The sequence below is a fragment of the Heliomicrobium modesticaldum Ice1 genome, from assembly GCF_000019165.1.
GTDB lineage: Bacteria > Bacillota > Desulfitobacteriia > Heliobacteriales > Heliobacteriaceae > Heliomicrobium > Heliomicrobium modesticaldum.
Genome location: NC_010337.2, coordinates 2498089 through 2523661, shown reverse-complemented (window position 1 = coordinate 2523661; position 25573 = coordinate 2498089). Strand labels below are relative to the sequence as shown.

At 55.8% G+C, this 25573-nt stretch carries 27 protein-coding genes and 1 tRNA gene; 8 read left to right on the top strand and 20 right to left on the bottom strand.

Features of this window, described 5'->3' with window-relative positions:
* Positions 1–34 precede the first annotated feature (34 nt).
* Together HM1_RS11685 and fusA are read right to left on the bottom strand one after the other, a co-directional pair.
* Complete coding sequence (locus HM1_RS11685; protein ID WP_064504704.1) at positions 35–877, bottom strand: PHP domain-containing protein; 843 nt, start codon at positions 875–877, stop codon at positions 35–37.
* A gap of 252 nt (positions 878–1129) precedes the next feature.
* Positions 1130–3160 (bottom strand): elongation factor G, encoded by a 2031-nt coding sequence (gene fusA / locus HM1_RS11680; RefSeq protein ID WP_012283592.1) that lies wholly within the window; start codon positions 3158–3160, stop codon positions 1130–1132.
* Between the two features lie 113 nt (positions 3161–3273).
* On the opposite strand from fusA, the gene HM1_RS11675 reads away from it, so the two are divergent.
* Positions 3274–4857, top strand: coding sequence for a putative polysaccharide biosynthesis protein (locus tag HM1_RS11675; protein WP_012283591.1), 1584 nt, complete (start codon positions 3274–3276; stop codon positions 4855–4857).
* Between the two features lie 94 nt (positions 4858–4951).
* The gene (locus tag HM1_RS11670; protein WP_417999846.1) at positions 4952–5218 is read left to right on the top strand and encodes an alpha/beta-type small acid-soluble spore protein; all 267 of its coding nucleotides are present in this window, start codon (positions 4952–4954) and stop codon (positions 5216–5218) included.
* 72 nt (positions 5219–5290) lie between these two features.
* Here HM1_RS11670 and surE read toward each other — a convergent pair whose 3' ends face one another.
* From surE to HM1_RS11645, 5 genes are all read right to left on the bottom strand, one after another.
* Positions 5291–6109, bottom strand: a complete 819-nt coding sequence (gene surE, locus HM1_RS11665; RefSeq protein ID WP_012283589.1) for a 5'/3'-nucleotidase SurE — start codon at positions 6107–6109, stop codon at positions 5291–5293.
* A 244-nt stretch (positions 6110–6353) separates the two neighbouring features.
* Positions 6354–6854: a DUF4264 family protein gene (locus HM1_RS11660; RefSeq protein WP_012283588.1), complete on the bottom strand. Its 501-nt coding sequence runs from the start codon at positions 6852–6854 to the stop codon at positions 6354–6356.
* Between the two features lie 27 nt (positions 6855–6881).
* Positions 6882–7454, bottom strand: a complete 573-nt coding sequence (gene folE, locus HM1_RS11655; RefSeq protein ID WP_012283587.1) for a GTP cyclohydrolase I FolE — start codon at positions 7452–7454, stop codon at positions 6882–6884.
* A 16-nt stretch (positions 7455–7470) separates the two neighbouring features.
* Entirely contained in the window at positions 7471–8199 is a 729-nt protein-coding gene (locus tag HM1_RS11650; protein WP_049754152.1) for a 7-carboxy-7-deazaguanine synthase QueE, read from the bottom strand.
* Positions 8200–8203: 4 nt separating this feature from the next.
* A complete protein-coding gene (locus HM1_RS11645; protein ID WP_012283585.1) occupies positions 8204–8764 on the bottom strand; it encodes a DUF366 family protein in 561 nt (186 codons plus the stop codon).
* Positions 8765–9296: 532 nt separating this feature from the next.
* On the opposite strand from HM1_RS11645, the gene ltrA reads away from it, so the two are divergent.
* The gene (gene ltrA / locus HM1_RS11640) at positions 9297–10724 is read left to right on the top strand and encodes a group II intron reverse transcriptase/maturase (protein WP_012281204.1); all 1428 of its coding nucleotides are present in this window, start codon (positions 9297–9299) and stop codon (positions 10722–10724) included.
* A 61-nt stretch (positions 10725–10785) separates the two neighbouring features.
* Here ltrA and HM1_RS11635 read toward each other — a convergent pair whose 3' ends face one another.
* Together HM1_RS11635 and HM1_RS11630 are read right to left on the bottom strand one after the other, a co-directional pair.
* The gene (locus HM1_RS11635) at positions 10786–11220 is read right to left on the bottom strand and encodes a Fur family transcriptional regulator (RefSeq protein ID WP_012283583.1); all 435 of its coding nucleotides are present in this window, start codon (positions 11218–11220) and stop codon (positions 10786–10788) included.
* A gap of 67 nt (positions 11221–11287) precedes the next feature.
* Positions 11288–11977 carry an SIMPL domain-containing protein gene (locus HM1_RS11630; protein ID WP_012283582.1) on the bottom strand — a complete coding sequence of 230 codons (690 nt, stop codon included), beginning with the start codon at positions 11975–11977 and terminating at the stop codon, positions 11288–11290.
* A gap of 55 nt (positions 11978–12032) precedes the next feature.
* On the opposite strand from HM1_RS11630, the gene HM1_RS11625 reads away from it, so the two are divergent.
* Positions 12033–12422 carry a TIGR04086 family membrane protein gene (locus tag HM1_RS11625; RefSeq protein ID WP_012283581.1) on the top strand — a complete coding sequence of 130 codons (390 nt, stop codon included), beginning with the start codon at positions 12033–12035 and terminating at the stop codon, positions 12420–12422.
* 185 nt (positions 12423–12607) lie between these two features.
* Here the strand turns inward: HM1_RS11625 and HM1_RS11620 are convergent, their stop codons facing one another.
* The 8 genes from HM1_RS11620 to HM1_RS15605 form a co-directional block, all read right to left on the bottom strand.
* On the bottom strand, positions 12608–13183 hold the full coding sequence (locus tag HM1_RS11620) for a glycerol-3-phosphate acyltransferase (protein ID WP_012283579.1): 576 nt from the start codon (positions 13181–13183) through the stop codon (positions 12608–12610).
* A 70-nt stretch (positions 13184–13253) separates the two neighbouring features.
* Positions 13254–13460, bottom strand: a complete 207-nt coding sequence (locus HM1_RS11615) for a hypothetical protein (protein WP_012283578.1) — start codon at positions 13458–13460, stop codon at positions 13254–13256.
* A gap of 186 nt (positions 13461–13646) precedes the next feature.
* Complete coding sequence (gene pssA, locus HM1_RS11610) at positions 13647–14156, bottom strand: CDP-diacylglycerol--serine O-phosphatidyltransferase (RefSeq protein ID WP_012283577.1); 510 nt, start codon at positions 14154–14156, stop codon at positions 13647–13649.
* A 53-nt stretch (positions 14157–14209) separates the two neighbouring features.
* Positions 14210–14554 carry a putative Se/S carrier protein gene (locus HM1_RS15275; protein ID WP_012283576.1) on the bottom strand — a complete coding sequence of 115 codons (345 nt, stop codon included), beginning with the start codon at positions 14552–14554 and terminating at the stop codon, positions 14210–14212.
* Positions 14533–15237, bottom strand: coding sequence for an HAD family hydrolase (locus HM1_RS11600; protein ID WP_049754150.1), 705 nt, complete (start codon positions 15235–15237; stop codon positions 14533–14535). Before HM1_RS11600 ends, HM1_RS15275 begins: the two co-directional genes overlap by 22 nt.
* 42 nt (positions 15238–15279) lie before the next feature.
* A complete protein-coding gene (locus tag HM1_RS11595) occupies positions 15280–16518 on the bottom strand; it encodes an adenosylhomocysteinase (protein ID WP_049754259.1) in 1239 nt (412 codons plus the stop codon).
* Positions 16519–16556: 38 nt separating this feature from the next.
* Positions 16557–17903, bottom strand: a complete 1347-nt coding sequence (locus HM1_RS11590; protein WP_012283573.1) for an LCP family protein — start codon at positions 17901–17903, stop codon at positions 16557–16559.
* Between the two features lie 212 nt (positions 17904–18115).
* Positions 18116–18301: a hypothetical protein gene (locus HM1_RS15605; RefSeq protein WP_012283572.1), complete on the bottom strand. Its 186-nt coding sequence runs from the start codon at positions 18299–18301 to the stop codon at positions 18116–18118.
* Positions 18302–18539: 238 nt separating this feature from the next.
* Here HM1_RS15605 and HM1_RS11580 point away from each other — a divergent pair, with 238 nt between their 5' ends.
* From HM1_RS11580 to HM1_RS11570, 3 genes are all read left to right on the top strand, one after another.
* Positions 18540–19565, top strand: a complete 1026-nt coding sequence (locus HM1_RS11580) for an S-layer homology domain-containing protein (protein WP_041313858.1) — start codon at positions 18540–18542, stop codon at positions 19563–19565.
* A gap of 171 nt (positions 19566–19736) precedes the next feature.
* Positions 19737–20078: a hypothetical protein gene (locus HM1_RS11575; protein ID WP_012283570.1), complete on the top strand. Its 342-nt coding sequence runs from the start codon at positions 19737–19739 to the stop codon at positions 20076–20078.
* Entirely contained in the window at positions 20075–21304 is a 1230-nt protein-coding gene (locus tag HM1_RS11570) for a DNA polymerase IV (protein WP_012283569.1), read from the top strand. Before HM1_RS11575 ends, HM1_RS11570 begins: the two co-directional genes overlap by 4 nt.
* 81 nt (positions 21305–21385) lie before the next feature.
* On the opposite strand, the gene recJ is transcribed toward HM1_RS11570, so the two are convergent.
* Both recJ and HM1_RS11560 read right to left on the bottom strand, forming a co-directional pair.
* A complete protein-coding gene (gene recJ, locus HM1_RS11565) occupies positions 21386–23119 on the bottom strand; it encodes a single-stranded-DNA-specific exonuclease RecJ (RefSeq protein WP_012283568.1) in 1734 nt (577 codons plus the stop codon).
* A gap of 189 nt (positions 23120–23308) precedes the next feature.
* A complete protein-coding gene (locus tag HM1_RS11560; RefSeq protein ID WP_012283567.1) occupies positions 23309–23698 on the bottom strand; it encodes a phage tail fiber protein in 390 nt (129 codons plus the stop codon).
* A gap of 484 nt (positions 23699–24182) precedes the next feature.
* Between HM1_RS11560 and HM1_RS16465 the strand changes: the two genes are divergently transcribed.
* Complete coding sequence (locus tag HM1_RS16465) at positions 24183–25019, top strand: methyl-accepting chemotaxis protein (protein ID WP_041313855.1); 837 nt, start codon at positions 24183–24185, stop codon at positions 25017–25019.
* A 314-nt stretch (positions 25020–25333) separates the two neighbouring features.
* On the opposite strand, the gene HM1_RS11550 is transcribed toward HM1_RS16465, so the two are convergent.
* A tRNA-Pro gene (locus HM1_RS11550) sits at positions 25334–25410 on the bottom strand.
* Positions 25411–25573 lie beyond the last annotated feature (163 nt).

Here is a 25573-nt window from a genome sequence, read left to right as displayed (position 1 = left end):
GGCTACTGGCCGCTCAAAAACACACCCGGGCGGCTTATCGAGACTGTTTGGCCATCATGATGGCCCGGTCCAGGTTAGGTACAACCCAATCGGGAATGGGCACGCTTCCCGGTTTGAACGGAGCGAAGGGGCCGTGGTAATCGGTCCCTCCGGTCATGACCAGGTTTTTCTCCTGGGCGATGCGGCGGTAATTCTCAATCCACCGCTCTCGGTTGGGACCGTAGTAGCCGTAAAAAACCTCCAACCCTACATCAGGGCGAAGCAGCAATTCCGACAGTAGCGACTGGCTCTGGATCAGGCCCGGGTGGGCCACAATAGGTACCCCGCCGGCAGACTTTATCGTCTCCACGCCTTGGTCAAAGCTGTTAGAATTGTATTCTACATGAGCCAGCCCGTCGCGGGAGAGATAGAGGCGGATAAATTCCTGAGCAGGGTGGGTCAACAGGCCGCCCAGGTGCAGGGCGTGGATGATGTGACCTTTGCTGATGGCACCCCGTGGGTGGGCGATGGACACTACATCTTCCCAGGCAAGGGGGATGCCGAGTTTTTGCAGGTTTCGAACCGTCTGCTCCGCAACGATATTGCGTGCTTGGCGGAGTTCGGCCAGTCGCTGCAGGAAAGAACCGTCGGTCAGGTCCATGCCGTAGCCGAGCAGGTGGATTTCATTGCCTGCATAGGTAACGAGCAGTTCTACGCCGGGGATGACGCGGATGCCCTTTTTATCTGCAGCGCCGGCGATCTCTAGGCAACCCTCGATGGATTCGTGATCGGTGATCGACAGCGTGGTCAATCCTGCTTGGACAGCCATGTCGAGGATTTCCATGGGGCTGTGCAATCCGTCGGAGACTGTTGTATGCAGATGGAGGTCGATGGTCATAGGCCTTTCCCCTGTCTCCGCGTTTTCCTTCATGTATTCCCTGTAGATAAAAAAAAACCTTTTTTCTTAACGCAAAAATCGACGAAGACGATGAAGGGAGACCGTGAGCAGAGGGTCTCCCCCTCTGCTCACGGTCTCCCCTTGGCTGATGAATCGAAAGGGTTCTTCCCCTCCCATTGTGGGCCAACGACGGAACTGCCCGTTTATGGGTACGAAGCAGTTTACGCAAGGAATCAGCTAGTGCTTTCCCTATTAATGGCCGTTCTTGCGGGCCGATTCGATGATGGTCTGAGCCAGCCGGGCAGGTACCTCTTGGTAGGAGTGGAATTGGGCTCGGTAGCTGCCGCGGCCGTGGGTAATTGCTTGGAGCTGCAGGGGGAACTGGATCAATTCCTGTTGGGGCACGAGGGCCTGGATGATCTGGCGCTTGCCAACCATATCGCTGCTGAGGACGCGGCCCCGGCGGCTGTTCAGATCGCCCAGGATGTCGCCCAGGTGGTGCTCGGGCACATTGATCTCCACCTGCATCACCGGTTCGAGCAGGTAGGGATCGGCCATCTCCATGCCTTTTTTGAAGGCGATATGAGCGGCCATCTTAAAGGAGAGTTCTGAAGAGTCAACGGGATGGTAGGAGCCGTCGACAAGGTTGACCTTGATGTTCATGACGGGATAGCCAGCTAACGTCCCTTCCAGAAGGCTCTCGCGAACGCCCTTTTCGACTGCGGGGATGAAGTTTTTCGGCACCACGCCGCCGAAGATAGATTCGACGAACTCAAAATCGCCGTCATGCTTCGGTTCCAAGACCAGCCAGACATGGCCGTACTGGCCGTGTCCGCCGGTTTGCTTTTTATGTTTTCCTTCGGCTTTGGCCGTTCTGCGGATCGACTCGCGGTAGGGGATCTTTGGCCAACTGGTGGTCACATTCACGCCGTACTTGCGTTGTAGTCGTTCGACGCAGACCTCCATGTGCAGGGTGCCCATGCCGGTCAGGATGGTTTCCTTCGTTTCCGTGTTTCGGTGAATCTTTAAGCAGGGCTCTTCCTCCAACAGGCGTTGCAGGCTTGTGCCCAGTTTATCTTCATCGGCTTTGGTGGCCGGGTAGAAGGCCATGGACAGGCTGGGATTGGGGAACTCGATAGGTCTGAGCGGCGTCAGGCCAGTGCCTTTGGCAAACAACGTGTCACCGGTATGGGTATGTTGGAGTTTCACAAGGGCGATGATCTCGCCTGGGCCGGCTGCATCAGCGGGCTGCTGGTTCTTGCCGGTCATGAACAGCGGCGCTGCCGGCTTTTCTTCTTTTTGACTCGTGCCGTTGTAGAGCGGCGTATCTGCGCGCAGTGTACCCTGATAGATGCGGACAAAGTTGACTTTGCCCAGGTAGGGGTCGATGACGGTCTTGAATACCTGGGCTTTTAAGGGCGCTCCGGCAGACGGCTCCTGGCCTTCTTCATCGAGAGGCGCTGGGAGCAGTGCGACCAGGTCATCGAGCAGGCGCTTGACGGTTCCATCAGCGTTAATGGCGCCGCCGAGGACGGGGACGATCTTGCCTTCCTTGACGGCAACTGCCAAGGCCGGACGGAGTTCTTCCAGATCGATCGCTTCGCCGTCGAGGTAGCGCATCAGCAGTTCCTCGTCCATCTCGACGATAGCCTCGACCAACTTGTCGCGCCAGCTTTTTATGTTCTCCGATTCTTCTGTGGACAAAGCCGGCATATCTTTGAACTTAGGATTGGTCGGGACGAAAGTGCCGTCGAGGATATCGACCATCCCCTGCCAATGGGGAGCGGCGCCAAGAGGCCATTGTAAGGGAAGAACATGAGGACCGCCGAGTTCGCGCAATTGCTCCAGCGCTTTGCCATAGTTCGAGTTCTCCCGATCTAGTTTGTTAATAAAAACGACAGGGATACGCCCCTTGTCTTGGCTCAACTGCCAGGCCGCCTCCGTCTGGACCTGGACGCCGTTGACGCCGCAGACGACCAGCAAAGTCCCTTCAACGACCGATACGGCGCTGATGACCTCGCCAAAAAAATCGCTGTATCCCGGTGTGTCAATGATATTTAGTTTTGCCCCTTGCCACTTGATCAGCGCCATCGCCGATTGGATACTTACTTTTCGCTTCGTTTCCTCGGGCAGGTAATCGGTCGTTGTATTGCCGTCTTCGACTCGACCTTTTCGGTTGATGAGTCCCGCATTGAACAGCATCGATTCCACCAAGGAGGTCTTTCCTGCGCCGGTGTGGGCGAGAACAGCGATGTTGCGTATGGCTTCTCTCGGTGTCGTCAAACTGGAACCCTCCTTCCCTAGGGATGATTTGAACTATTTTATTAATTATACGTTAAGGTATAAAAATCCTTTTCACTTTTGTAGGAACATACTGAATTTTTAGGAGGTGGGCCATGGCCACCGCCTTGACCTATGGCACCCTCGTCCTGATGGCGGCTACGTTGTTAAACCGTTTGCTTTCCTTTTATAACCAGATTGTACTGATGAGATACATTGGCGCAGAGACGGTCGGGCTCTTTCAGATGATCTATCCCGTCTACATACTCTTACTGGTGGCGGCCACTTTTGGCATTCCGGTGGCGTTGACGAAAAGAATCGCCGAGGAAGCTGCTTATAACCGCTGGGGCAATGTGCGGCGCCTGATGAAGGTGTCCGTACTGCTGTTGGTTGCCGGCGGAATGGCAGTGACGGCTGCGGCATTTCTGCTCTCCCGTTCCCTCTTTCCGGCGTTGGTGGCTGATGATCGTGCAGTGACCGCCTTTTGGCCTCTCTTGCCCAGCATCGTACTGATCAGTTTCGCCTCGGCGATCCGTTCCTTCTGTCAAGGCATGCAGGAGATGGCACCATCCTCGATCGCCTCTTTTGTCGAGCAGGTAGTGCGCATCGTCAGTGGAATCTCCCTGGCACTGGTGTTGCTACCCCGCGGCGCCGGCTGGGCGGCTGCCGGAATGACCTTGGGGATCACTCTCGGCGAATTGTTCGGTCTCGTTACCCTGCTGATATTTGCAAGTCCTTTGTTCTTCAGCCGGCTCAAGCTCTTCTGGGCTGGCTACCGTGCCCGGGCAACGATCAGCACGGGACAGGCGCTGCGTTCACTCTGGCCGGTGGCTTGCCCGGTAGCCGCTTCTCGGATTGCGGCCTGTCTGATCATGGGTCTTGACGCCTACCTGATCCCGCGCGTCCTCCAACAGGCCGGTCTCTCTTTATCAGAAGCCACGACCGCCTTCGGCAGTCTCGTCGGTGGCTTAGTTCCCCTGATCGCTATTCCTGCTGTATTCACGGCGCCCCTATCGGTCAGCTTAGTTCCCGGCATTGCCGAAAGTTGGGCGCTCAAGCAGGAGCGGACGGTGCGCTACCGGGCTGTCAAGGCGCTGCGCCTGACGGCGGTGATCGGCTGGCCGGCGGCGGTGTTGCTCGGCATCATCGGCGATCGTTTTGCGTCACTGTTTTTCGGTTTGGACCATATGGGCGATACGATTCAAATCCTAGCTTGGGGCGCTCCTTTTTTCTACCTGCAAAGCACCACCGGCGGAATCTTGCAAGGCCTGGGAATGGTCGTTTTCCCACTCCTCGTTACAGTGGCCACGTCATTGCTCCGCGTCGGTCTCTTCCTCACCCTGGCCACCTTGCCTTCCGTTGGTCTGAATGGCATCGCCTATGGCTTTACGATTTCCAACATCCTGGCGGCTCTGTTGCATCTTTTTTGGTTTCACCGACGACTCGGTCTCACGGGAAGGGAACTGTCCTCTTCCCTGTTGCCCCTTCCTGCTGCTCTCGTCGCGGCCGCCGGCCTATGGGTGTGCCTTCAGGTAACCGCCTTCGCAGGGCGCTCTGACGTAACGGCCTTGGTAGCGATGGTGGCTATTATGGGTATTCTCTACTTCGTCACGCTGGCTGCATATGGAGGTTTGACTGCTGCTGATCTGCGCAGTTTTCCAGGAGGGGTCTGGTTGCTTGGATGGCTCCGGAAAAAATGAGCAGGCGCTTTACATGTGGAGGCGCCTGCTAGATGACCCGTTTTTTAGCGGATGGGCCATGATTTTTTCGTCATAGCGGAAAACTCGGTGGAAGATACTAGATACACGGAGGAGGTGGTTCCCCCTGGCCCGGTTTTTTCCGCGAGGAAAGATTTTTCCCGAGTCTGTACGTGATGCTTTTAAGTACGAGATTGCCGAGGAATTGGGGCTGACGCCAAAAATCCACGACGGCTACTGGGGCGCTTTGACGACCAGCGATTGCGGCCGTGTGGGGGGCAAGATTGGGGGCAGCATGGTAAAGGCCATGGTCCGCCGGGCTGAGGCGTTGTTGGTCCAGGATGGCAAGGGGCCGACGTCGTAACGGACCGGTCGATCATTGGCCGATGGAAGGCGCTGGGAGGTAAACAGGACGGAACAGATCGCGAAAGGAAGGCTAGGCCTTCCTTTTTGTCTCGACATCATCTTTTTTATTTCTATCTGCGAAGGGAGATGATCCCCCGCCGAGCCAATCTGATACCTCTTGGATTAGGGAGTAGTTGGTGAGATCGAAATGAATCGGTGTCACCGAGATGGCGCCGGCGTTGACGGCGCTAATGTCGGTGCCTTCGCCGGCGTCGACGTCATGAACCTCTCCAGCCATCCAGTAGTAGGTACGGCCGCGCGGATCAGTCCGCTTGTCAAAGATGTTCTGGTAGCGACGGCTTCCCAGTTTTGTCACCTGGATGCCGGCAATGCGTTCACGGGGCAAATCAGGCACATTCACGTTGAGAAAAGTATCCGGCGTCAGCCCCCGGGCCACCAGTTTTTCGCAGAGCAAGCGGGTCGTTTCGGCGGCGACGGTATAGTCTGCTGTGTGCCAGCCGGTGACCGAAACAGCGATTGACGGGACGCCGTAGATGACCCCTTCCATGGCAGCTGAAACGGTTCCAGAGTAGAGCACATCAGTTCCCAGATTAGGGCCGCGGTTGATGCCAGAGATAACAATGTGAGGCGGTTCTGCCAGGAGTTCCTCCATAGCCAGTTTGACACAATCAGCCGGTGTGCCATTGACGGCCCAACCGTGACAATGAGGATTGGCAAAGGACAGCTTTTCCACACGCAGGGGTTGGTGAACGGTGATGCCGTGACCAGTGGCGCTCCGCTCCGTATCGGGAGCGACCACGAAGATGTCAGCCCAATCATCGAAGATGCGCCATAAGGCATGAATGCCCGGCGCATGGATCCCGTCGTCATTGGTCAGCAGAATGCGCAACATTTTTCCTCCAGTCGGATATGACCCGAGCTGCCTTTTCTCGGACCGATCCAAAGCCCGGTCCCGGGCGCCCAGGAATGAAAGGCGCGGCACCGGGGACATCGAAGGATGTACCGCGAATCCCGTGCCCATATGATTTCCCATTGGGACGGCTGCAAATCAAGGTAACAATTGATGCAGAGATCCAGATCGATCATGGAGCTATCCCCCAGCGAGATCCATTTATGGAAAACTTTACTACATCTTATACCTTGTAGATGGAAATGGTCATCGTCTCGCCCTTTTTTTTCACCCTGAAGAGCAGACCATCGTCCTTCAAGGTGTCGTTGAGGAAATCGACCAGGGTGTATATGTCGACGTTATCGGGAATCTCCTTCGTCGCCAGCGGTTCAAAATCGACGGAAACATCAGTAAAAGCTTCCGGGATGCCAATGTAGACCCAGGCTTCTACCGGTTGGCCATCGACATCCACGGTGATTGATTTTCGAAAATACATGGGGTTTTCATCGAGGAGACCCTCGTATTCGTCGGTGCGAAGCAGGTCTTCATCGCTGAGATCGCTCCAGAGCACCCCCTCCACCTTTCCCTCCTGAACCGGTAAGATATAGGGGTAGCCATAAGCAGAGGGGTAGGTCTGGTAGCCGGTCAGGATGGCCGGACGGGTGATGCCGGCCTTGTGCTCCAGCAAGCCTTCCATGGTGTCGCGGTCCATCAGCGTGCCATATGTAAAGAGCCTGTGCGCCATCGCGATTCCTCCCGGCTCAGTATTTCGTTAAGGAAGGTTCCGCGAACTGCGAATCAGGGAAATGGCTTCACTGCGCGTCGCCGGGCGGCTTCGGAAAATCCCTCGCACCGCCGAGGTGACCGTCCGTGATCCCGGTTTCTTGACGCCACGCATGGTCATGCACATGTGTTCGGCTTCAATGACGACGAGTACACCTTGGGGATTCAGCTTTTCTACGATCGCGTCAGCGATTTGCGCGGTGAGGCGCTCCTGCAGCTGAGGACGCTTGGCAAACCCTTCCACCAGGCGAGCCAACTTGCTTAAACCGGTGATCATGCCGGAACGGGGGATGTAGGCCACATGGGCGACACCGTAGAAGGGCAGCAGATGGTGTTCACAGACAGAGTATAAGGGAATGTCTTTGACTAAAACCATCTCTTCATGCTCTTCTGTAAAGATCACTTCCAGATGGCGTTTCGGATCCTCCTCCAGGCCGCCCAGGATCTCCTGGTACATGCGGGCGACTCGGCGCGGCGTATCTACGAGACCCTCCCGCCGGGGATCCTCGCCGATGGCCTCAAGGATCATATAGACCGCCTGTTCGATCTTCATCAAATCCATATCATTCACCTGCTATTCATAAGATACCCAAAATCGGATGGACCTGGGGGATGATGCGGACGTCGCGATGGATGGCCAGGGCGGCTCCTTGCAGGTTAAGCAGGTGACCAGGGACGGTCAGGGGCAGTCCCGTTTTTCCCGTGACAGGCTGCAACACCAGCGGAAAATGCGGGGCTTCTTCCTCAATGATCGCAGCCGCTCGCTGCACCACATCAAGTGCCGTAGTCGGGGTAATAACGATTTTGACATAACCTTTTTTACGGGAGGCGATACGTAAAAAAAGGCGATGCAGATCCCAGTGGTTGTCCAAGGGCGTCTTGAGGTCCATGCTGACATAGTCCAGGTCATCTACGATGAGGGCTAACTGTTCAGGCAGTGTCCCGTTTGTTTCCAGGTACAGGTCGGGTCGCTGCGCTCCCAGCAATGGGATCAGCTGTTGGATAAATTCGACATGCAGCAATGGTTCTCCTCCGGTCAGGCTGACCGAATGGATGGGAACGGTATGGCAGAGGTATTCGGCGACCCGATCCACTGTGACTGGATTTTCCCAAAGATCAAAGAGGCTGCTGCCGGGTTCCTTTTCGATTCGGCAGGCCGATGGACGCGGCCCCCGGCTACCCGGGGTGTCACAGTAGGAACAAGAGAGGTTGCAGCCGAAAAAGCGTAAGAAGACCTGCCGGCAACCGATCCAGGGTCCCTCCCCCTGAGCAGAAACCATGATTTCGACGAGATCGGCCGTAGGCAATGAATTATTCAACTCCTCGAACTTTGCAGCGGGCGAGATAGATATCAGCCACTTCCGCGGCGTATTGATTCATCAGACGGCGAGCAAATCCCTCAGGGTCCTTTTCTCCGATCTGCTCCAACGAAGCTGTCGGCACTGGCGTCCCCTCTGTCCGCAGGTTCAACCCCACATGGATCAGGGTGGACACCGGTGACAAGGTAGCGATAGAGACGGAGAGTTTCTTTTCCCGCCAGTAGAGGTCGTCTCCGCGACGAATCAGGGCGCCGCCACAGACCTCTTCCAGATCCTCTTTGATCATGGCCATGAAGAGTCGTTGTCGGTAGACCGTCTTCTCGAGGTCCATATCGAAATGTTCGATGATAAAATGCAGCATCTCGGCGCTGTAGATGCTGTCACCGACGAGAACATCTTCCAGATCGACCATCTTGTCTAGGCTGACTTTACAGGGCCCTCGGAAGGTGACGATGCTGTCCCCCATGATGTGAAAATGACGGTATGTCCATAGGGAGCGCAGTTGTGTTCCATCGTAGGTCATCGGTTCTGGATGATAGTATGTCTTCAGCACCGGTCACTACTCCTCTCATTATCCCCCGTTTTTTTATTCTATCATCGAATCGGCGGTGCGAAAACACCTTTGGGCATTGAGAAGAGGCGTTTCATCGAGGCTATGCAAAGTGAGAAACCAGGGAGTCAATCCCTGGTTTCCGCTCGGTGCGCCCGGCATGGGCGTTGTCTCTAGGGTGGAAGTCCCGAACGCCGAAGGTGGCAGTAGGCGTTAGCTTAAGGCAAGGGTGTCCGCCGCGAGGCGGAATCTGAAGGAAGCCAGCGGCAAACCTCCGGCCCGAGGACCACGAACCCCAGGTGAGGCTAGCGGCAGTTGGATGAGCTTGCCGAACAAAGCGAAGTCCTTGTCACCGAAGGCTGCCGAGAGTAAATGGGGCGGGTAGATGGAGGGAAAGGCAACGTTCTTACCCGGGGAGGCCTGCCGGGGGACCAAGTAACTTGGGAAACCACGCCGAAAGGCGTGGCTGAACCGGCAGGAGTCAGCAGAGGTCATAGTAGGCTGGCCCGACGTCCGGCCAGATGAAGGACCGAACATGATGGAAGGGGAAGCGACGATGCGTTCGCGTGACGCGCAGAGACAGCCGAATATCCCGAAAGGGAACTGCCAACGGGAGGAAGCGGTGAATCCGCAGGGGACCGGTGGAGTGCCGAGCGCGTTACCGGCACAAGAAGCGAAGCAACCCCGCGAAGAGACGTATGACCTGATGGAGAAAGTCGTCGAACGAGGGAACATGACGGAAGCGTATAAGCGAGTCATGGCCAACAAAGGCGCGGCCGGAATCGACGGTATGGGGCTAGAATCCCTGCGCCCGTACCTAAAAGAGGAATGGTCGCGCATTAAACAGGAATTGTTGGAGGGGACCTATCGACCGCAACCGGTCCGGCGGGTTGAAATTCCCAAACCCCAAGGCGGAACACGGAAGCTGGGCATTCCCACTGTCGTCGATCGACTGATCCAACAGGCCCTGAACCAGATCCTGATGCCGATCTTCGACCCTGACTTTTCCACGAACAGCTACGGATTTCGTCCGGGAAAGAGTGCGCACCAAGCGGTGAAGAAAGCGAAGGAATACATCGCCGACGGCTACCGATGGGTGGTTGACATGGACCTGGCCCAGTTCTTTGATCGCGTCAATCACGACATTCTCATGGCGCGCGTAGCGCGCAAGGTGAAGGACAAACGAATCTTGAAGTTGATCCGAGAATACCTCAAGGCCGGGGTCATGCTCAACGGGATTCGTGTGAAGAGCGAGGAAGGAACACCCCAGGGAGGTCCACTCAGCCCTTTGCTGGCGAACATCATCCTGGATGATTTGGATAAGGCACTGGAAAGCCGGGGACATCGCTTCTGCCGGTACGCCGACGACTGTAACGTCTACGTCCGCAGTCGACGGGCAGGGCAACGAGTGATGGAGGGTATGGCAAAGTTTCTGGAGGGGCGGTTAAAACTGCAGGTCAACTGGGAGAAAAGCGCAGTCGACCGACCCTGGAACCGAAAGTTTCTGGGGTTTTCATTTACGTGGCATAAGGCAGCAAAGATTCGGCTCGCCCCCCAAACGGTGAAACGGGTGAAAGAGAAGATCCGCCAGTTCACTGGGCGGAACCGAAGCATTGCGATGGAGGACCGACTGGTCACCCTCAACCAATACCTGAAAGGCTGGATGGGCTACTTTCGACTCATTGACACGCCAAGCGTACTTAAAGAGTTGGATGAGTGGCTTCGCCGACGACTGCGGATGTGCCTGCTCAAGCAATGGAAGCGCCCGAAGACACGAAGACGAAACTTAGTGGCGTTGGGGATCCCGGAGGAATGGGCATGCAACATCAGCGGCTCACGAAAAGGATATTGGCGTCTGTCCTTGACCCCGCAAATGAATAAAGCCCTTGGCCTCGCCTACTGGCGGGAACAGGGCTTAGTCAGTTTAGTCGAAACATACCAATCTCATCGTCAACCAGCATGAACCGCCGTATACCGAACGGTACGTACGGTGGTGTGAGAGGACGGGGGTTAATCACCCCCTCCTACTCGATTTGACACTCTTTGCAGACGCCGAAGAACTTCAACTGATGATCGAGGATGCGAAACTGGTTGCGGCACTGGATGGCCTGTTCAAGAGAATCAAGCAGGTCATCTTCAAATTCCAGCACCTTGCCGCAACGGGTGCAGATCAGGTGATGGTGATGGTGGGCTTCCTCGCTGGCCAGTTCATAGCGAAGGCGTCCATCGCCGAAGTCTATCTTCTGGAGGACGTCGATCTCGGCAAGCAGTTCCAAGGTCCGGTAGACAGTAGCTAAACCGATCTCCGGGTTCTGCTGCTTTACGATGCCGTAGAGGTCTTCAGCGCTCAAATGGGCATCATCGCCGTTCAACAGCGCGCGCAGGATGATCTTGCGCTGGGGTGTCAGCTTGTATTCTTTCTGATGGAGCCGTTCGCACAAATCCTGGAAGCGGTCCAATGCCTGGCCCCCTGACTCTTGAATACTCTCTCTTCATTATACCCGCCCTGGAAAAGTACTGTCAAACTCAAAACTTCAGCCGGTAAAGCACTGTCAATTGTAAATGACCATCTATTTCCGCCTGGTCGATGGAAACGACGTCCCCTAAATCCCGACCCATGCCGGCGGCGATGGCTTTTGCTTTTCGGTGGGCGTCATCAAGAGCGGCTTTGACGGCCAGTTTTTGCACATCAGCATTGCCAACGGCCAGTGGCTCCGTCTTGATGATCTGATTGGCGCCGTTGGCCAGCGCAGTAGACAAGATCGCTTCCCGCTGTTCTGCGGGAATGCCGTTGACTTCAATGGTGGATGCGGCAATATAGCCCTGGGGCGATTTGGTGCCGGCGACTGACCACTGCGGCGTCAACTTCTGATCGACGCAGTTGATGTTGTCAGGGGAAAGGCCGGCATCGGTCATGCTGTCGAGCAGTTTTTCGACGGAACGGCGCATGGCTTGCACTGCCTCGTTTGACGTGCGTCCTCCTTGTTGGACAGCCACGGTCAGCCGCCAGAGTTCTGCCGGCAGATCGGATGTTCCCGTCACCTTGATATGGACATCGCGAGGATCGACAGCGATGGCCGAATCGAGCGGTGGCGCAGGTACGCGATGGGTAGATAGGTAAAAAGCGGTCAGCACGATGATGGAGAAAAATATAAGGGCGACTTTATTGGCGGTCGAACGGTTCTTCGTGGCGATCAGTCCTCCTGTGTCTTGCAATCTCGTCCTAAACAGAAGCATCGTTGAATAAAGTGGTGGCAAGGAGGTGGACCTGATGGCAGAACAAAATGAGCCGGCAACCCTGTCGGCGACCCCCGTTTTGGTCGGAACGGGTTACGCCTTGGCAGCGTCGTTGGGTGTTTCCGTGCTGCTTGTCCTTTTTTTCTTCTATACCAGCTTGTCCGAACGATACATCATGCCAGTTGTCCATAGCGCCTACGGACTCTGTGCATTGGGAGCCGGCTGGGTGGCTTCCCGGAAAGCCGGCGCCAAGGGATTGATTTACGGTTTGCTGGCGGGGTTGAGCTTTTTTGCCTTCACCGTTGTCGTCGGATATTTCGTGCCGGCCCCGGCCTTCCCGATGACAGCATGGTGGAAAAAAATGCTCTACGCTCTGGCCGGCGGTTCCGCCGGCGGCATCGCCGGGATCGCCTGGAGAGAATGAGTACCCTTTGTCATATTATCACAGGGTCGAAAAAAAGCCAACGGGAAGAGGCCTGCCTCTCCCCGTCGCTCTTTATCCCCATACCTTCAAGAGCAATGTCCGCAAAAAACCTGGCAGCCGGACAAAGTAAATCCGCATGATGGTCTTCACCCCTTTTTGTCGCTGGCCTCTCACGTTCTTCCCTATTATATTGTCGATTCCCTTTGTCGGTGACAGCGGACCAACCAAAATTGAAAGGCTACGATGGCGGCCGCGACGGCCATTACAGTCAATGCAGAAGCAGGAAAGCCCTTCATCCAGGCCACAATGAGTACGATCCACAGCGCCGAAAAGGCAGCAAAATTAGGTGAGCGTGTCAGCAGCAGCGCTGATAAGGCGACGGCGAGCGAAATTTGGCCCAACGAAGGCGCGAGGTGGAGCAAAAAACCTGTAAATGGAATCCAGACGTTCCCCCCTCGCCCGCCGATCACCGGCGACCAAGCATATCCCACCAATAAGAACAAGGCGGTCATCCACCGGGGCATTTCTCCGACCTGAAAAAAAACAGTCAACCAGCCGATCAGCCAGCCTTTTGCGAGTTCAGCCAAGAGGGCGGCGACCATGCTCTCTGGTCCCGTCAGGCGCAGCAGTTTGGCGGGGCCGATCGAGCCGGGACCGTAATCAGCGGCAGCCAAATTGCCCTTGATTCGGCCGATCCAGTAGGGCAGCGAAAGGGCGCCGAGCAGGTAGGCGCAGATAAAAAGCGTCAAGACTGTAAACACACCCATTCCTCCCAGAATACGGTAGTAATGTGTATGCTCCGGTCTTGACGGCTATGCGTACTCCTTGATGTTACCGTTCCTGACCAACAGGCACCTGACCACAATCGTCCATGCCGATCCGGCAGGCGGCGCAGATAAAGCGCCCGCACTTTTTGCAGACAAACATGTTGATCTGCTTTTTCTCCATACAATCATAACAATACATGGTATCGCAGTGCCCACAGACCGCCCCCTGCGTATCGGTGACGCCGCAGCCTTCGCAGTAGGGAATTTTCATGTCGCCTTCACCTCCCTGTATGGAGCTTGACGAGCGGGGACATACTAGGAGTGCGGAAGTCCCCTGCCGGCAAGATGGTCCCTTCCCGGCTAGCCTGACCAGCGAAGAGGGCTTCCGCTTTGTCTATTTTATGGTGGAAAGAAACCCCTGGCGCGGGCCAGGGGTTTTGCCTTTTCGCCTCAGTTGTTAGAGCTTGGGTACTTTCAGGTTGGACACCATCAATCCCGCCAGGAGCAGCATGGCAACAGGGAAAAAAAGCGTGGGAAGGCGGTTTCCGGCAAGAGAAAAAATTGCCATCAAGGGACCAGCGACGGTTATAGGGATACCCAGGAAGTGGGTTGTAATGTTGAGGATGTTGAACCGGGCCAAGCGGATGGCACCACAAAGCGCAAAGATGATGGCGATAGCCAGGCCGAAATACTGGTAGGGCACCTCAAGGTGCGCCGCATAGATGAGGATCGCCGGAGCCACCCCGAAGGAAACCAGGTCGGAAAGGGAATCCAACTCTTTCCCAAATGCCGACGATACTTCGAGCTTCCGGGCCACCCGACCATCCATCCCATCTAGGATGGCGGCAAGCAGAATCATGATGGCGGACATGCTGTAGTTTTGATCCATAGTATAAATGATGGAAAGTATTCCCAATAATAGGTTGGTGAGTGTGAAGGCATTGGGAATGGCCGCCTTATGATTCATCAACTAAACCTCCATGGCTGGTTCCGCTCGGCTGATCGACATTTCATATGGGTTCATTCTAACATTTTTTCTGCCCCGGCAAAAGGTGCTTCGAATATTTCGCGCCAGTGAGCAGTTTGTCCATTCCAGGTAAAAAATTGCGCCTTGATACTCCCCTTTCCCAAAACACTTCGGCAACGTTCCACATCACCGGGAAAGATTCGGATGGAGAGACCGCATCCCTCCCCCAGTTCGCGTGGCGTCGGAACGACGAGGCAACAGATTGTCTCTGCTTTCAGCCTGTCTTCGGCGGCCATGGCTTCCTGGGGGGAGAGAAAGGTGATCAGGGGATAGTCTTTATGACGCCAGAGGGTTTTCGGATCACCATATGATTCGCTCAGCGGGCATTGCTCCTCCATTCCAGCCAGTATCGGTTTGGCTGGACAAAATCGATAATCGCTTGAGCAGCCTCAAGCAATGTAGATACTTGAAGAATGCCGGGGATGGCCTGGAGGACAGGTTCTTCGTCGATCAAGGAATCGGTTGCCTTGAACAGAATCGGCAGTTCTGCCTGGCGGAACATGGGGATATCGCCGGAGGAATCGCCGATAGCCGCTGTCTTTTCCATACTTACTCGGTGTTTTTTACAGAAACGGCGGACCCAGGCTCCCTTGTCCTTGTGGATATCATCGGCAGACACGTGGACGAAGACGCGTCCCGTCAACTTGCCATCGACCACCTCTAACTCGTTGGCCATTCTGGCGAAGGCGCCAAAGCGCTTCGCCAGATGGTCCGTCAAGGCGGTCAAACCGGTCGACAGGAGGATGATTCGACAACCGTTCTTTTGCAAACTTTCAAGGGCTTCCGTAGCATCCGGTCGGAGGGGGATTTCCGAGATCCACTGTTCGAGCGCTTCAACAGGGGTACCGGCAAAAAAGGCGGCGTCTTGGGCGGCGAATTCCTGGTAGTCGATCTCCCCCTTCAGGAAGGCCTCCTGAATCGGGATCCCGGCAGACTCCCACAAGCCGAGGCGCCGGTAGATAACCTCCCACACGTTGGATCCTGCTGTGAGGGTGCCGTCCACATCGAAGAAAACGAGCATCCGCTTCTCCTCCCCTGTCACATGAAGCCTCTTCGGACGCGGCTATTCTGCCCAACTGGCCAGGTACTTGGCCTGTTTTTCCGTCAATTCGTCGAGGGAAACGCCGAGAGCTTTCAAACGGAACTCGGCTACCTTGCGGTCGATCGAATCGGGCACGGAGAAGACGCCCGGTTCCAGCTTGTCGCGGTTAGCGACGAGGTAATCGAGAGACAAGGCCTGCAAAGCGAAGGTCAGGTCCATCACCTCGGCAGGGTGACCATCGGCACAGGCCAGGTTGACGAGGCGGCCTTCGCCGAGCAGGTAGACCTTGCGACCATCGGGGAAGGTGTATTCTTCGATGTTCTTGCGGGCGATGCGGACGCTCGTGGCCATGGCCCGCAGATCTTCCTTGTTCACTTCTACATCGAAGTGTCCGGCGTTGCTGAGGATGGCCTTGTCCTTGATCACCTCAAGGTGCTCCCGGCGGATGATATCGCGATTGCCGGTGACGGTGACAAAGATGTCTCCCAGTTTGGCGGCTTCGACCATGGGCATGACTTCAAAACCGTCCATAAGCGCTTCGTTAGCTTTAATTGGATCGATCTCGGTGACAACAACACGAGCGTTCAAGCCTTTGGCCCGGGCGGCTACCCCTTTGCCGCACCAGCCATAGCCGGCGACAACGACCACCTTGCCGCAGACGGTCAGGTTGGTTGTGCGCAGGATGCCGTCCCAGACAGACTGGCCGGTGCCATAGCGGTTGTCGAAGAGGTACTTCATCTGGGCGTCGTTGACGGCTATCATGGGGAAGGTGAGTTTGCCTTCCCGGGCGAGCGCTTTAAGACGCAAGATGCCTGTCGTCGTTTCCTCGGCGCCGCCGATGATCCCTTTGGCTTGCTCCAGCCGTTCCGCATGGAGGGTGGCCACCAGGTCGCCGCCGTCATCGATGAGGATGTCGGGCTGGAAATCGAGGGCTTTATTCAGGTGCATCTTGTATTCTTTGTCAGTGGCGCCGTGCCAGGCGTAGGCGGTCACCCCGTTTTTGACCAAGGCGGCAACCACGTCGTCTTGGGTGGAGAGTGGGTTGGAACCGCAAACAGCCACCTCGGCACCGGCGGCTTTGACGGTCAAAGCCAGGTAGGCTGTTTTCGCTTCCAGGTGCAGGCAGATGACGGCCCGTTTACCGGCTAGGGGCTTGCGCTGCGCAAAGTCTCTCTTGACCTGGTTCAGGATGGGCATGTGCTGGTCGACCCAGTCGATTTTCAGCTGACCCTGGGGGGCAAGGTTGATGTCGCGAATCATCGAATCCACAAATAAAGCCTCCTCGAGAATAGTACTGGTTACTCAATCCCGCTGCTGGAGTGCGGTTGAACATCGGTGGGAACCGGAGGGGCGCCCGGGACGACGCGATTGGGCGCAGTTGGATTGAGGGCATCGGGCAGGCGCGACGGCGCTGGCGGGGTGACAGAAGGACCGGGCTGTTGCGGGTTCTTGGGGGTGCTCGGAGAGGTTGGCGGCTTGCTCGGAGTGTCAGGAGTGTCAAGCGGAACAGGTGACTGAGGGGCGCTGGGGCTCTCAGCGCCGGCTTTCTGCTCTAAGCCGTCCTTCAGCCCGGAAAAAGCAGCAGGTTTTCCCGCCTGGTCCGCACCGATTTGGTCACTTGGTTGTGATCCTGAAACAGGATGCTGCATTTGGTCAGTTTCCGGCTTTGTTTCTCCATCCGCTGTTTTTGACTTCTTTTTCGGTTTTTCGAGGACGACGATGCTTTCGTCGATGATGGAGGTGCTGATGACACCACGCATGAAATCAAGGGCGGCCTGACGGGACTTCGCCGGATCGACTTGCCAATAGCTGACGCCGTTGAGGGTGACAAAATTTCCCGGTAAGGTGTGGGCGATAATGTTGCTTGCGTTCCAGTCCTTGGCCATGATCGCTAGGGAGACGAGATCGCCGGCGCTCAGATTGGTCTCGACGTGATTTACCAGTTGAGGAACGAGGGACGGAAGCTTCCACACCGTATTGACCTGCAAGGACTGTTTGGCGAGGGCGTGGAGGAATTTTTGTTGCCGTTGGGTCCGGCTGATATCACCCAGTTCGTCTGAGCGGAACCGGACATACTGGAGCGCCTCTTTGCCGCTCAACCTTTGGAGACCCTTTTTTAAATTAATTAAATCTTCCGGATCTCCTTCATTGTGGTACATGTTTTTTTCGACATCAATTTCTACGCCGCCGAGCGTGTCGACGATCTCTCGAAAGCCGTTGAAATCGGTCTTCACGTAGTAATCGATCGGTATCCCCAATAACTCCTCCACTGTTTTCCTTGTCAAGGGGACGCCGCCGTACATGTGGGCCGCGTTGATTTTGTCCATGCCGTGGCCGCTGATTTTGACTCGGCTGTCACGGGGGATAGAGAGAAGATAAAGCTTTTTATCATGACGATCAACACTGGCGACGATGATCGTGTCAGTGCGTCCATCCGATTCCCCAGGACGGTTATCCACGGCCAGTAGGAGCACATTCATCCGCCGATTGATTTCTGATTCCGTCAAGGGTCCGTCAGGGCTGAAAGGATCGCGCAGGGAAAGATCGGGACTCAAGATCCCGTATGTAACCACTGCCGTCACCACCAGGAGCAGCATGAGACCGAAAAAGATCATCAGCCTGGGTCTGGCCTGCCATTTCTGCATCGAATCACCTGCCTTGAATTGTTCTGCGAAGCGTGATTTATTCGTGTTTGGTGTCGCTTGGCGATGAAAAAGATGTCGCCCATCATTCTACCACGAAAACGGTTTTGTTAATAAAGAATTTCAAAGCGAAGGCTGAGCACGACCCGGTCATTAAAGGCGGGCAGAGGGCGTACATGAAACAAGGAGGCTTGCGCCCCCTGTTCCATCGCCTGTTATTTGTCTCTAATTACAGCACCGCAGACCAGGCACCGTTCCAGATCGTCACCTTCCACGTTGTCGCAGTCTTTACACTGAGGAGATTTCTCGACGACACCGCCATCCATGTAGTTTTTACGGAAGCGTTCTAACTCAAACTCCTTGTCGCGGCGACATTCCCGGCACTTGTCACAGAGGGCCATGCGCTCCCCTCCCTTCTTTTACCACCATTATACCCGCCTCAGGGAGATCCAAGCAAACGGAACAGTAGCGAGGCATCGCTTTCCTCGATAAAGGGGAAAGAAACCTATAGCATTTTCCGTAAGCCTTCTGGCTAAAAAGGAGGAAAAAATAGAAAAAGTGCGAAGTGAGTACGGGACGCCTGATTGTCCGACGATTCATCCGATCATGTATATTTTAGAAGCTTTAGGAGGGAATCTGTTGCGCAAACGGTTGCTGTTCTTCACAACGTTGGCTCTCGTCACTCTCGGAGCGGGTATGGCTGAGGCAGGTGATATCCGGGTCCGTTTTGAGGACGTAGAGAGGCCCGGTGTCTGGAGCCCCGTGGCTGTCCAATCCGCCGGAACGATGACCAGTGAAAACCTATCGGAATCGGTTCCGCGAGTAAACTTTGGCGATAATCAGACTTTGCGTTCTGTCTTTTTGGTCGCCCCCACTGAGGGACCTCAATCTGTCGGTGTAGGCAGCCGGATCACAGTAACGTTGCCTTTTGGTATCGAGTATATGCAGGTCCCGACGGCGGAAAGGCTGGACAAGTATGTGTCCTGTCCATCCATGATTAACTGGCTTGTTAACGCCATTACTACGGAGGGAGATCGACCTGCCTTTCGCCTGGTATCGGCCACGCCTCGTTCCTTGACGGTGGAAATCGCCAACATGCGCCCAACGGGGGTCCCTTTTGTTGAATTTACTTTCCATTCAAAGGATCTGAGCATGGTGCGTGTCTCTGAGATGGTGACCTGGTCGGACCGAGATGGCAAGTTCTCCGATGGGATGACCCGGCAGGAGTTCTTCTCTTATTTCATAGACGTCTCTCCCTCATTAAAGCAGATTGAGGAGAGCGTTAAGGGCGAGGAAGCAGAACAGTTGCGTTCGTTTACCGATGCAGATAAAACGAAGCCAGAACTGCAAGGCCGTTTGGCCGGTCTTGTGAAGCAAAACTTAGTGATTGGACGCCCAGGGCACCGGCTGGCGCCGGACGCGCCGATCACCCGAGCGGAGGCTGTCACCTTGGTGTCACGGGCACAGCAATGGGACAACCCTTCGACACCAACCTTCGCCGATATGGAGAACTCTTGGGCTTGGGGCCCCGTCAGTGCGGCGACGGTCAATGGGTTGGCCAAGGGTTATCCCGATGGCACTTTCCGTCCTGAGAACCCAATCGCCCGGGAAGAGGCTTTCCTCCTGCTCGAACGCCTCTATGACAACAATGTTTCGCGAAAGTAATTTGGACGACAAAAGGAACCTGGTTTCCCTCCTCCTTCGGGAGCAGGAACCGGGTTCCTTTGTTTATTGCTTGAAATTTTTTTAACCCGATCCCCATGACAAGAGGAGTGCATGTTCGTATAATAGAACTGGTGTTCTGAGAACATATATTCTAACGTGGGAGGGAACGCCTTGGATGAACGTATCTGCGCCTTTTTCACCCACAACCGGCTCTGGCAGGGATCCCGCATAATTCTGCCGGAACACCGGGCTGGCGCTGTTGTGCATGTCCGGGAAGCGGCGCCGATTCCTTGCCCCACCCAGGAATACTTGGAGGAGATTCAGGCGTTGGTCCTCGCAGCGCGCGAAGCAGGCCGCCCCGTCACGCTGCTCGTCAACCGCGAGGGCCGGCTGGAGAAGCTCACCGGCATTCCCTTGAGTGTAGGGCAACCGCCGGGAACGCTGCGCTGGCGCCGGGCCGGTACTGTTGAAGGGCTGGCTATTATGGCCATCGTGGGGGCGGAAGAGCCGTGAAGGTTGAGCCGACGGTCCTCCTGGCGGATATGAATTCTTTTTATGCCAGCGTCGAGATGGCCCATAACCCGACCTTGCGGGGACAGCCGGTGCTCGTCTGCGGCGATCCGGAACGGCGGCATGGCATCATCTTAGCCGCATCCCGGGAGGCCAAACGTCGCGGAGTAAAGACGGCCATGACCGTCGGCGAGGCCCGGGCGATCTGTCCTGATGCGGTCTGTGTGCGCCCGCGGATGAGCCTTTACTTGGAGGTATCTTGGCAGATCCAGCAGATCGCCCGCACCCTTTCGCCCCTGGTGGAGCCCTACAGCGTCGACGAACTGTTTATCGACGTACGAGGCGCCGAACACATCTGGGGTGACGCTGTTGAGGCGGCCGGGATTTTCCGGCAAAGGGTCTGGGAGGCGGTAAAGGTCCCCTGCTCCGTAGGTGTCGGCCCCAACAAGTTCCTGTCTAAGATGGCCTGTGATGTGGAGGCGAAAAAAAGCCCCTCCGGCGTGGCGCTCTGGAGAGTCGACGATGTGGAAGCAAAGCTGCATCCCTTGCCGATAGGCAAGATGTTCATGGTAGGCTCACGGATGGAGCGGCATTTTCGCAACATGGGCCTGCTCACTATCGGCGATTTGGCCCACTACCCCGTCGATTACCTGATGCGGCGCTTCGGACTTCGCGGCGCCGTCTACCACAACCTGGCCTGGGGGCGCGACGGCTCGCCGGTTCGCCCGGACTCGCTGGAACAGACCAAGAGCGTCGGTCATTCCGTCACCCTGCCTCGCGATTACCATCACAGCGACGATATCGAGCTGGTGCTGTTGGAGTTGACTGACGAGGTCTGCCGACGGGCGCGTAAACTGGGCAAGGCGGGTCGGACCGTCTCCGTCGGCTTGCGCGCCTATGACCTGACACGGGGATTCTACCGCCAGACGACACTGCCTTCCCCCTCCAACCTGTCAGGGCCAGTTTTTGAAAAAGCGCAGCTGCTCTTTCGCCGGCACTGGGACGGCCGCCCTGTCCGCACGGTCACCGTCGATCTCAGCGGTCTTGAGGAAGACGGCACCCTCCAGCAGGAACTGTTCCGTGATATGGATCGGCAGGACCGGGTGAGCCGGACCATGGACCGCATCCGCGACGCCATGGGAACGACGGCCATCGTCCGCGCCTCCTCCCTCCTGCCGGCCGGCCAGGCTCGGGATCGGGCCGTAAAGATCGGCGGCCATTACCGGTAATGACCGGTAAGCGACATGGGGCGGTGAGAGTGACTGCTTCGATGGAACTGCCAGTCGCAGCTGCTGTCGAGGCGATGCCTGCTATCCTGCGGCTTCAACGTCCTCAGGGAAGCCGATATCACCGGGGAGATCGGCCAGATTTCGCCAGCCCGCATTGCGCAGGCGGAACTGAACGGAACGGTCATAGTCGTTGATCTCCGGCAGCCCGAGAAGAGCCAGCGTTCCTTGGGGGTTGGCCTTGCGGAAGGCCTCGGCTTGGTTAAAGCCGATGGCAATCACCCCCTGGCCGCTGAGGCGGAGGTGGTTGCCATCTCGGCCCACAAAGCGGACCTGCTCAGGCCAGAAAGGCGCCAGGAGAAAATTGGGCCGGGGGAAGCCGGCGCCGTAGGGGGCGAACTCCTCGATCTGCGTCACCAGCCCCCTGTCCATTTCCTTAGGCTCCAGGACGTAATCGATACCCACGGAGGGGACGAAGAGATCGGCCGGCGCCTGGTGGACTGCCGCATCGAGGCGGCAGCACAAAGCGGCCAAGTTCTCCTTGATCAGGGAACAGCCCGCTGCCATTTCGTGACCGCCACCTTTGAGCAACAGGTCGGCGCAGCCGTCGATGAGGTGTTCTTTGACAGAGAACCCCTTTACACTGCGGACAGAGCCCTTCAGCACTCCCGGTTCGTGACTGTCGGTCAGCGCCAACACCGGCCTGTGATAGACCTCCTTGAGACGGGAGGCGATCAGTCCCACGATCCCCTCATGGAAGGCCGGATTGTAGACGACGATAAACCCCGGTGCTCCCGTTCCCTGCATCTTGGTCTGGGCCTGGGTGAGGGCTACCTCGGTTTGGCGGCGGGTCAGTTCTTGTCGCTCCTCGTTGACCTTCCGCAGTTGGGCAGCCAATCCGGCGGCCCGGTGACGATCCGCTGTCAGCAGGAGTTCCACCGCCGCTGCGGGCACACCGTCGATGCGGCCAGTGGCATTGAGCATGGGGCCAAAGATGAAACCGAGGTGGTAGTGGGCGTTCACATCCCCCTTCAGGTTGGCAGCATCTTTGATGGCTTGCAAGCCGATCCGCGTCCGGTTGCCCCAGTTGATCAACTTCAGGCCGTTTTTGATGAATATACGGTTTTCTCCTGTCACAGGCATCACGTCGGCCACCGTGCCGATGGCGACGAGGTCGAGAGAGCGCAGGATTTCGCGCGGTCTCCCCGCCGCCTGGAAGAGGATCTGCATCACCTTGAAAGCTACGCCGACCCCGGCCAGGTGTTTCTCGGGATAAGCGCAACCGGCTTGTTTCGGGTTGACGATGACGTCAGCCGGCGGCAATTCCTCGCTCGGTTCATGGTGATCGGTGATGACGACCTGCATCCCTAATTCCCGGGCTCGCCGGACGGCGTCGCCGGCGCTGATCCCGTTGTCGACGGAGATGATTAACCGGGGTGTTCCCCTTCGCGCGATCTCTTCGATGCCGAGCGGGTGCATGCCGAATCCTTCCACGAAACGGCTGTTAATGTACCAGTCTACCGAAGCGCCCAGTTTGGTGAGGCTCTCTACCAAGAGCGCTGTACCGGTGACACCGTCGCAGTCGTAGTCGCCGTACACGGTGATAGGAACTTGCCGGTCGATGGTGTCACTAATGATCGCTGCCGCAGCGGTAGCGCCTTTCATCAGCCGTGGATCGTACATGTCTTCAATGCCGGAACGGATAAACCGTTCCGCTTCAGCAGGCCCAATTCCTCGCCGGGCGAGCAACGCCGCCTGAAAAGGGGTGAGTCCAGGATAGGAGGATATTTGTTGTGTTGATGGAAAGATCCACCGCATGGGGTCGCCTCCGGTCTGCTTTTTCACAGGAAAACCTTTACGGTGCTTGATGTAGGCGCGGGGGTTAGCAGGGGCGCCAGTTCCCCGACGGTCACCAGCGGCGATCGAAAAAAAGGCGCCACCGTTTCGATTTTTTATCAAATGCCAAGGCCCGGCGCATCTTCGCCAGGCCTTGGAACAGGCGGCCCTTCAGGCAGAATGGCTAGGTTCCTTGTTACAGCAATTGCACCTTTCTTGCGGGATCAGCAAGGCCAATTCACCAGGAGGGATTTCGACTGTCTCCCCTGCCAGGACCTCTATGGGCGCGCTGAGGGGAGTGCAGAATCCCCGGTTTCCAGCAACCAAAAGAGCCATGTGGGTGATCATCCCCCAAGGTGCCGTTGCTTCCGGGAAGATCACTGGCTTTACGTTGCGCGCCATGTAACCGTCACCGGTTCGGACAAGGGCGAAGGTTACAGGTTGGCGCGCGTACCCACCGTCATGCACCTCAGCCCGTTCATCCAAATCATAAGAACCGTAGTAAGATTTACTCAGCACAGGATCCGACGTATAAAGGGCCACCTGATATTCTTGTTCCAACGATTTTCACCTCTCGCAACAGCTATCGAAGATATCATATCATAATTGAAGGCCCTTGGCTTATCTACGAACTGTTTCTTTGGGATTCGACGATAGCTATTGCGAAGATATGAAAAACTGCCTGTGCGTCGATCACTTTTGATTGAATCCGCCTGTGATTTCGATCACGACAGCGATACCCTGGGAGATGCATTCCGATTCCTGTTCGAAAAGTTCTGACAGAGTGACCGGAGCGAATTGCAAGGCCAAGAGACTATCCTGAAAGCAGCGGAAATCATTTAACATAGGCTATCCTTCGCTGGTGCCATGTCTTCGAAAAAACACTACTGTCATGGTAAAATGAAAGGATACTGTTGTATCAGCTTCCCCGCATGCCGGTCACCCCTGTTTGCATAAATTGTTATAATTACATCCCTTAGGGTAGATGACCTGATAGAATATATGCTGGATAGTTCGAATGAATCGATCGGGGGTAGATTTAATCATGTTACAACTACCTGTCGCTTTGCAAGAGGCGCTCAAATGCGCAGAACTGATGTTTCGGATGTTTCACTCGGCTTCCACGATATTGGTCGCGGATACGGAAGTGATCGTGGGAAAATTTGAGGGCTCCCTCAAGATACCCATCGAACTGGGTCACAAATATCCGGACACGACAGTGCTACGGGAGGCTATCCAGCAGAATAGGAGGGTGAAAAAAACCTTTTCTAGGGAAAATTCCCCTTTTGGTGTTCCCTACACATCTATCGGATTGCCGATATATGATCATAATAAGAAGATCATAGGCGCGATCGGAATGACTGCGCCTGTGGTAGCCTATGAAGAATTGAAGGAGAATACGGACAGGCTATACTCTACGCTGTTACACACAACTTCTTCCAGTGAAGCCATCGCTTCCGGGGCCGTCAGATTCAACAATGCGATGCACGAAATCGTCGGTGAAACGGTGAGAATCAAAAAGGAACTTGGGACGATCGGTGATGTCATCGCATTGATCAAAAAAATCTCGGATCAGACGAATTTACTCGCCCTCAACGCTGCCATAGAGGCAGCTAGGGCAGGTGATGCCGGGAGGGGCTTCGCCGTTGTTGCGGAAGAGGTCCGTAGCCTTGCGCAAAATACGAATCACAGCGTCTCCGACATGTCTTTAAAATTGAACAAAATGATCGATTCGCTAAACAATATCGCCGCTAAACTTGAACAATTGGGAGATTTTGCAAAAGCGCAAACCGACTCGATCGAGGAATTATCCGCCACGATTTGCACGATCCAGGAAACGACCGATAAAATCGCATCGGTCACGAAGAAGCTGGTAGACTGATTCGCGACCGAATTCATGCACGAAGCAGTGATCCAAGCTAATCAACTTTTGAGTATCTGAATCACACCTTATTGTACTAAATTATGGCCATAAGAGCAAAAAAATACTTTTCCCTTTCCTCTTGTTTTAGCGGCGTTGAGCCAACGACCTGTTGTCCCCCCCACCGCTTACCTTCGCAACACAAAGTAAAAAAGCCCAGGAATTAATCCTGGGCTCCAACATAACTCATCTTCAAATTCTCAACAGCCGTCACGCCAGGCGTCAAACCCGACCGCAACCGATGCCCACACACCCGAAAAACCCAATAAGATCAATGGTCGGGGCGACAGGATTTGAACCTGCGGCCTCTTGGTCCCGAACCAAGCGCGCTACCAAGCTGCGCCACGCCCCGACTGAACGAAAATTATTCTACTATAAAACGTTTGTAGAAGTCAAGCGAAAGAGGCCCGCTTGTTTTTTGTGGTCGGGACTCACCTGCCTACATCCCATTTGGATTAAGCCCCTTTTCATCGATGCTAAAGACAACATAATGCGTAGAACAGGGAAAACATCGT

What these genes read in the sequence shown, in the direction of transcription:
- HM1_RS11685 (WP_064504704.1), bottom strand. Translation starts at nt 877, where the DNA reads ATGACCATCGACCTCCATCTGCATACAACAGTCTCCGACGGATTGCAC.
- HM1_RS11675 (WP_012283591.1), top strand. Translation starts at nt 3,274, where the DNA reads ATGGCCACCGCCTTGACCTATGGCACCCTCGTCCTGATGGCGGCTACG.
- HM1_RS11660 (WP_012283588.1), bottom strand. Translation starts at nt 6,854, where the DNA reads ATGGCGCACAGGCTCTTTACATATGGCACGCTGATGGACCGCGACACC.
- folE (WP_012283587.1), bottom strand. Translation starts at nt 7,454, where the DNA reads ATGGATTTGATGAAGATCGAACAGGCGGTCTATATGATCCTTGAGGCC.
- ltrA (WP_012281204.1), top strand. Translation starts at nt 9,297, where the DNA reads ATGATGGAAGGGGAAGCGACGATGCGTTCGCGTGACGCGCAGAGACAG.
- HM1_RS11625 (WP_012283581.1), top strand. Translation starts at nt 12,033, where the DNA reads ATGGCAGAACAAAATGAGCCGGCAACCCTGTCGGCGACCCCCGTTTTG.
- HM1_RS11615 (WP_012283578.1), bottom strand. Translation starts at nt 13,460, where the DNA reads ATGAAAATTCCCTACTGCGAAGGCTGCGGCGTCACCGATACGCAGGGG.
- pssA (WP_012283577.1), bottom strand. Translation starts at nt 14,156, where the DNA reads ATGAATCATAAGGCGGCCATTCCCAATGCCTTCACACTCACCAACCTA.
- HM1_RS15275 (WP_012283576.1), bottom strand. Translation starts at nt 14,554, where the DNA reads ATGGAGGAGCAATGCCCGCTGAGCGAATCATATGGTGATCCGAAAACC.
- HM1_RS11600 (WP_049754150.1), bottom strand. Translation starts at nt 15,237, where the DNA reads ATGCTCGTTTTCTTCGATGTGGACGGCACCCTCACAGCAGGATCCAAC.
- HM1_RS11595 (WP_049754259.1), bottom strand. Translation starts at nt 16,518, where the DNA reads ATGATTCGCGACATCAACCTTGCCCCCCAGGGTCAGCTGAAAATCGAC.
- HM1_RS11590 (WP_012283573.1), bottom strand. Translation starts at nt 17,903, where the DNA reads ATGCAGAAATGGCAGGCCAGACCCAGGCTGATGATCTTTTTCGGTCTC.
- HM1_RS15605 (WP_012283572.1), bottom strand. Translation starts at nt 18,301, where the DNA reads ATGGCCCTCTGTGACAAGTGCCGGGAATGTCGCCGCGACAAGGAGTTT.
- recJ (WP_012283568.1), bottom strand. Translation starts at nt 23,119, where the DNA reads ATGCGGTGGATCTTTCCATCAACACAACAAATATCCTCCTATCCTGGA.
- HM1_RS16465 (WP_041313855.1), top strand. Translation starts at nt 24,183, where the DNA reads ATGTTACAACTACCTGTCGCTTTGCAAGAGGCGCTCAAATGCGCAGAA.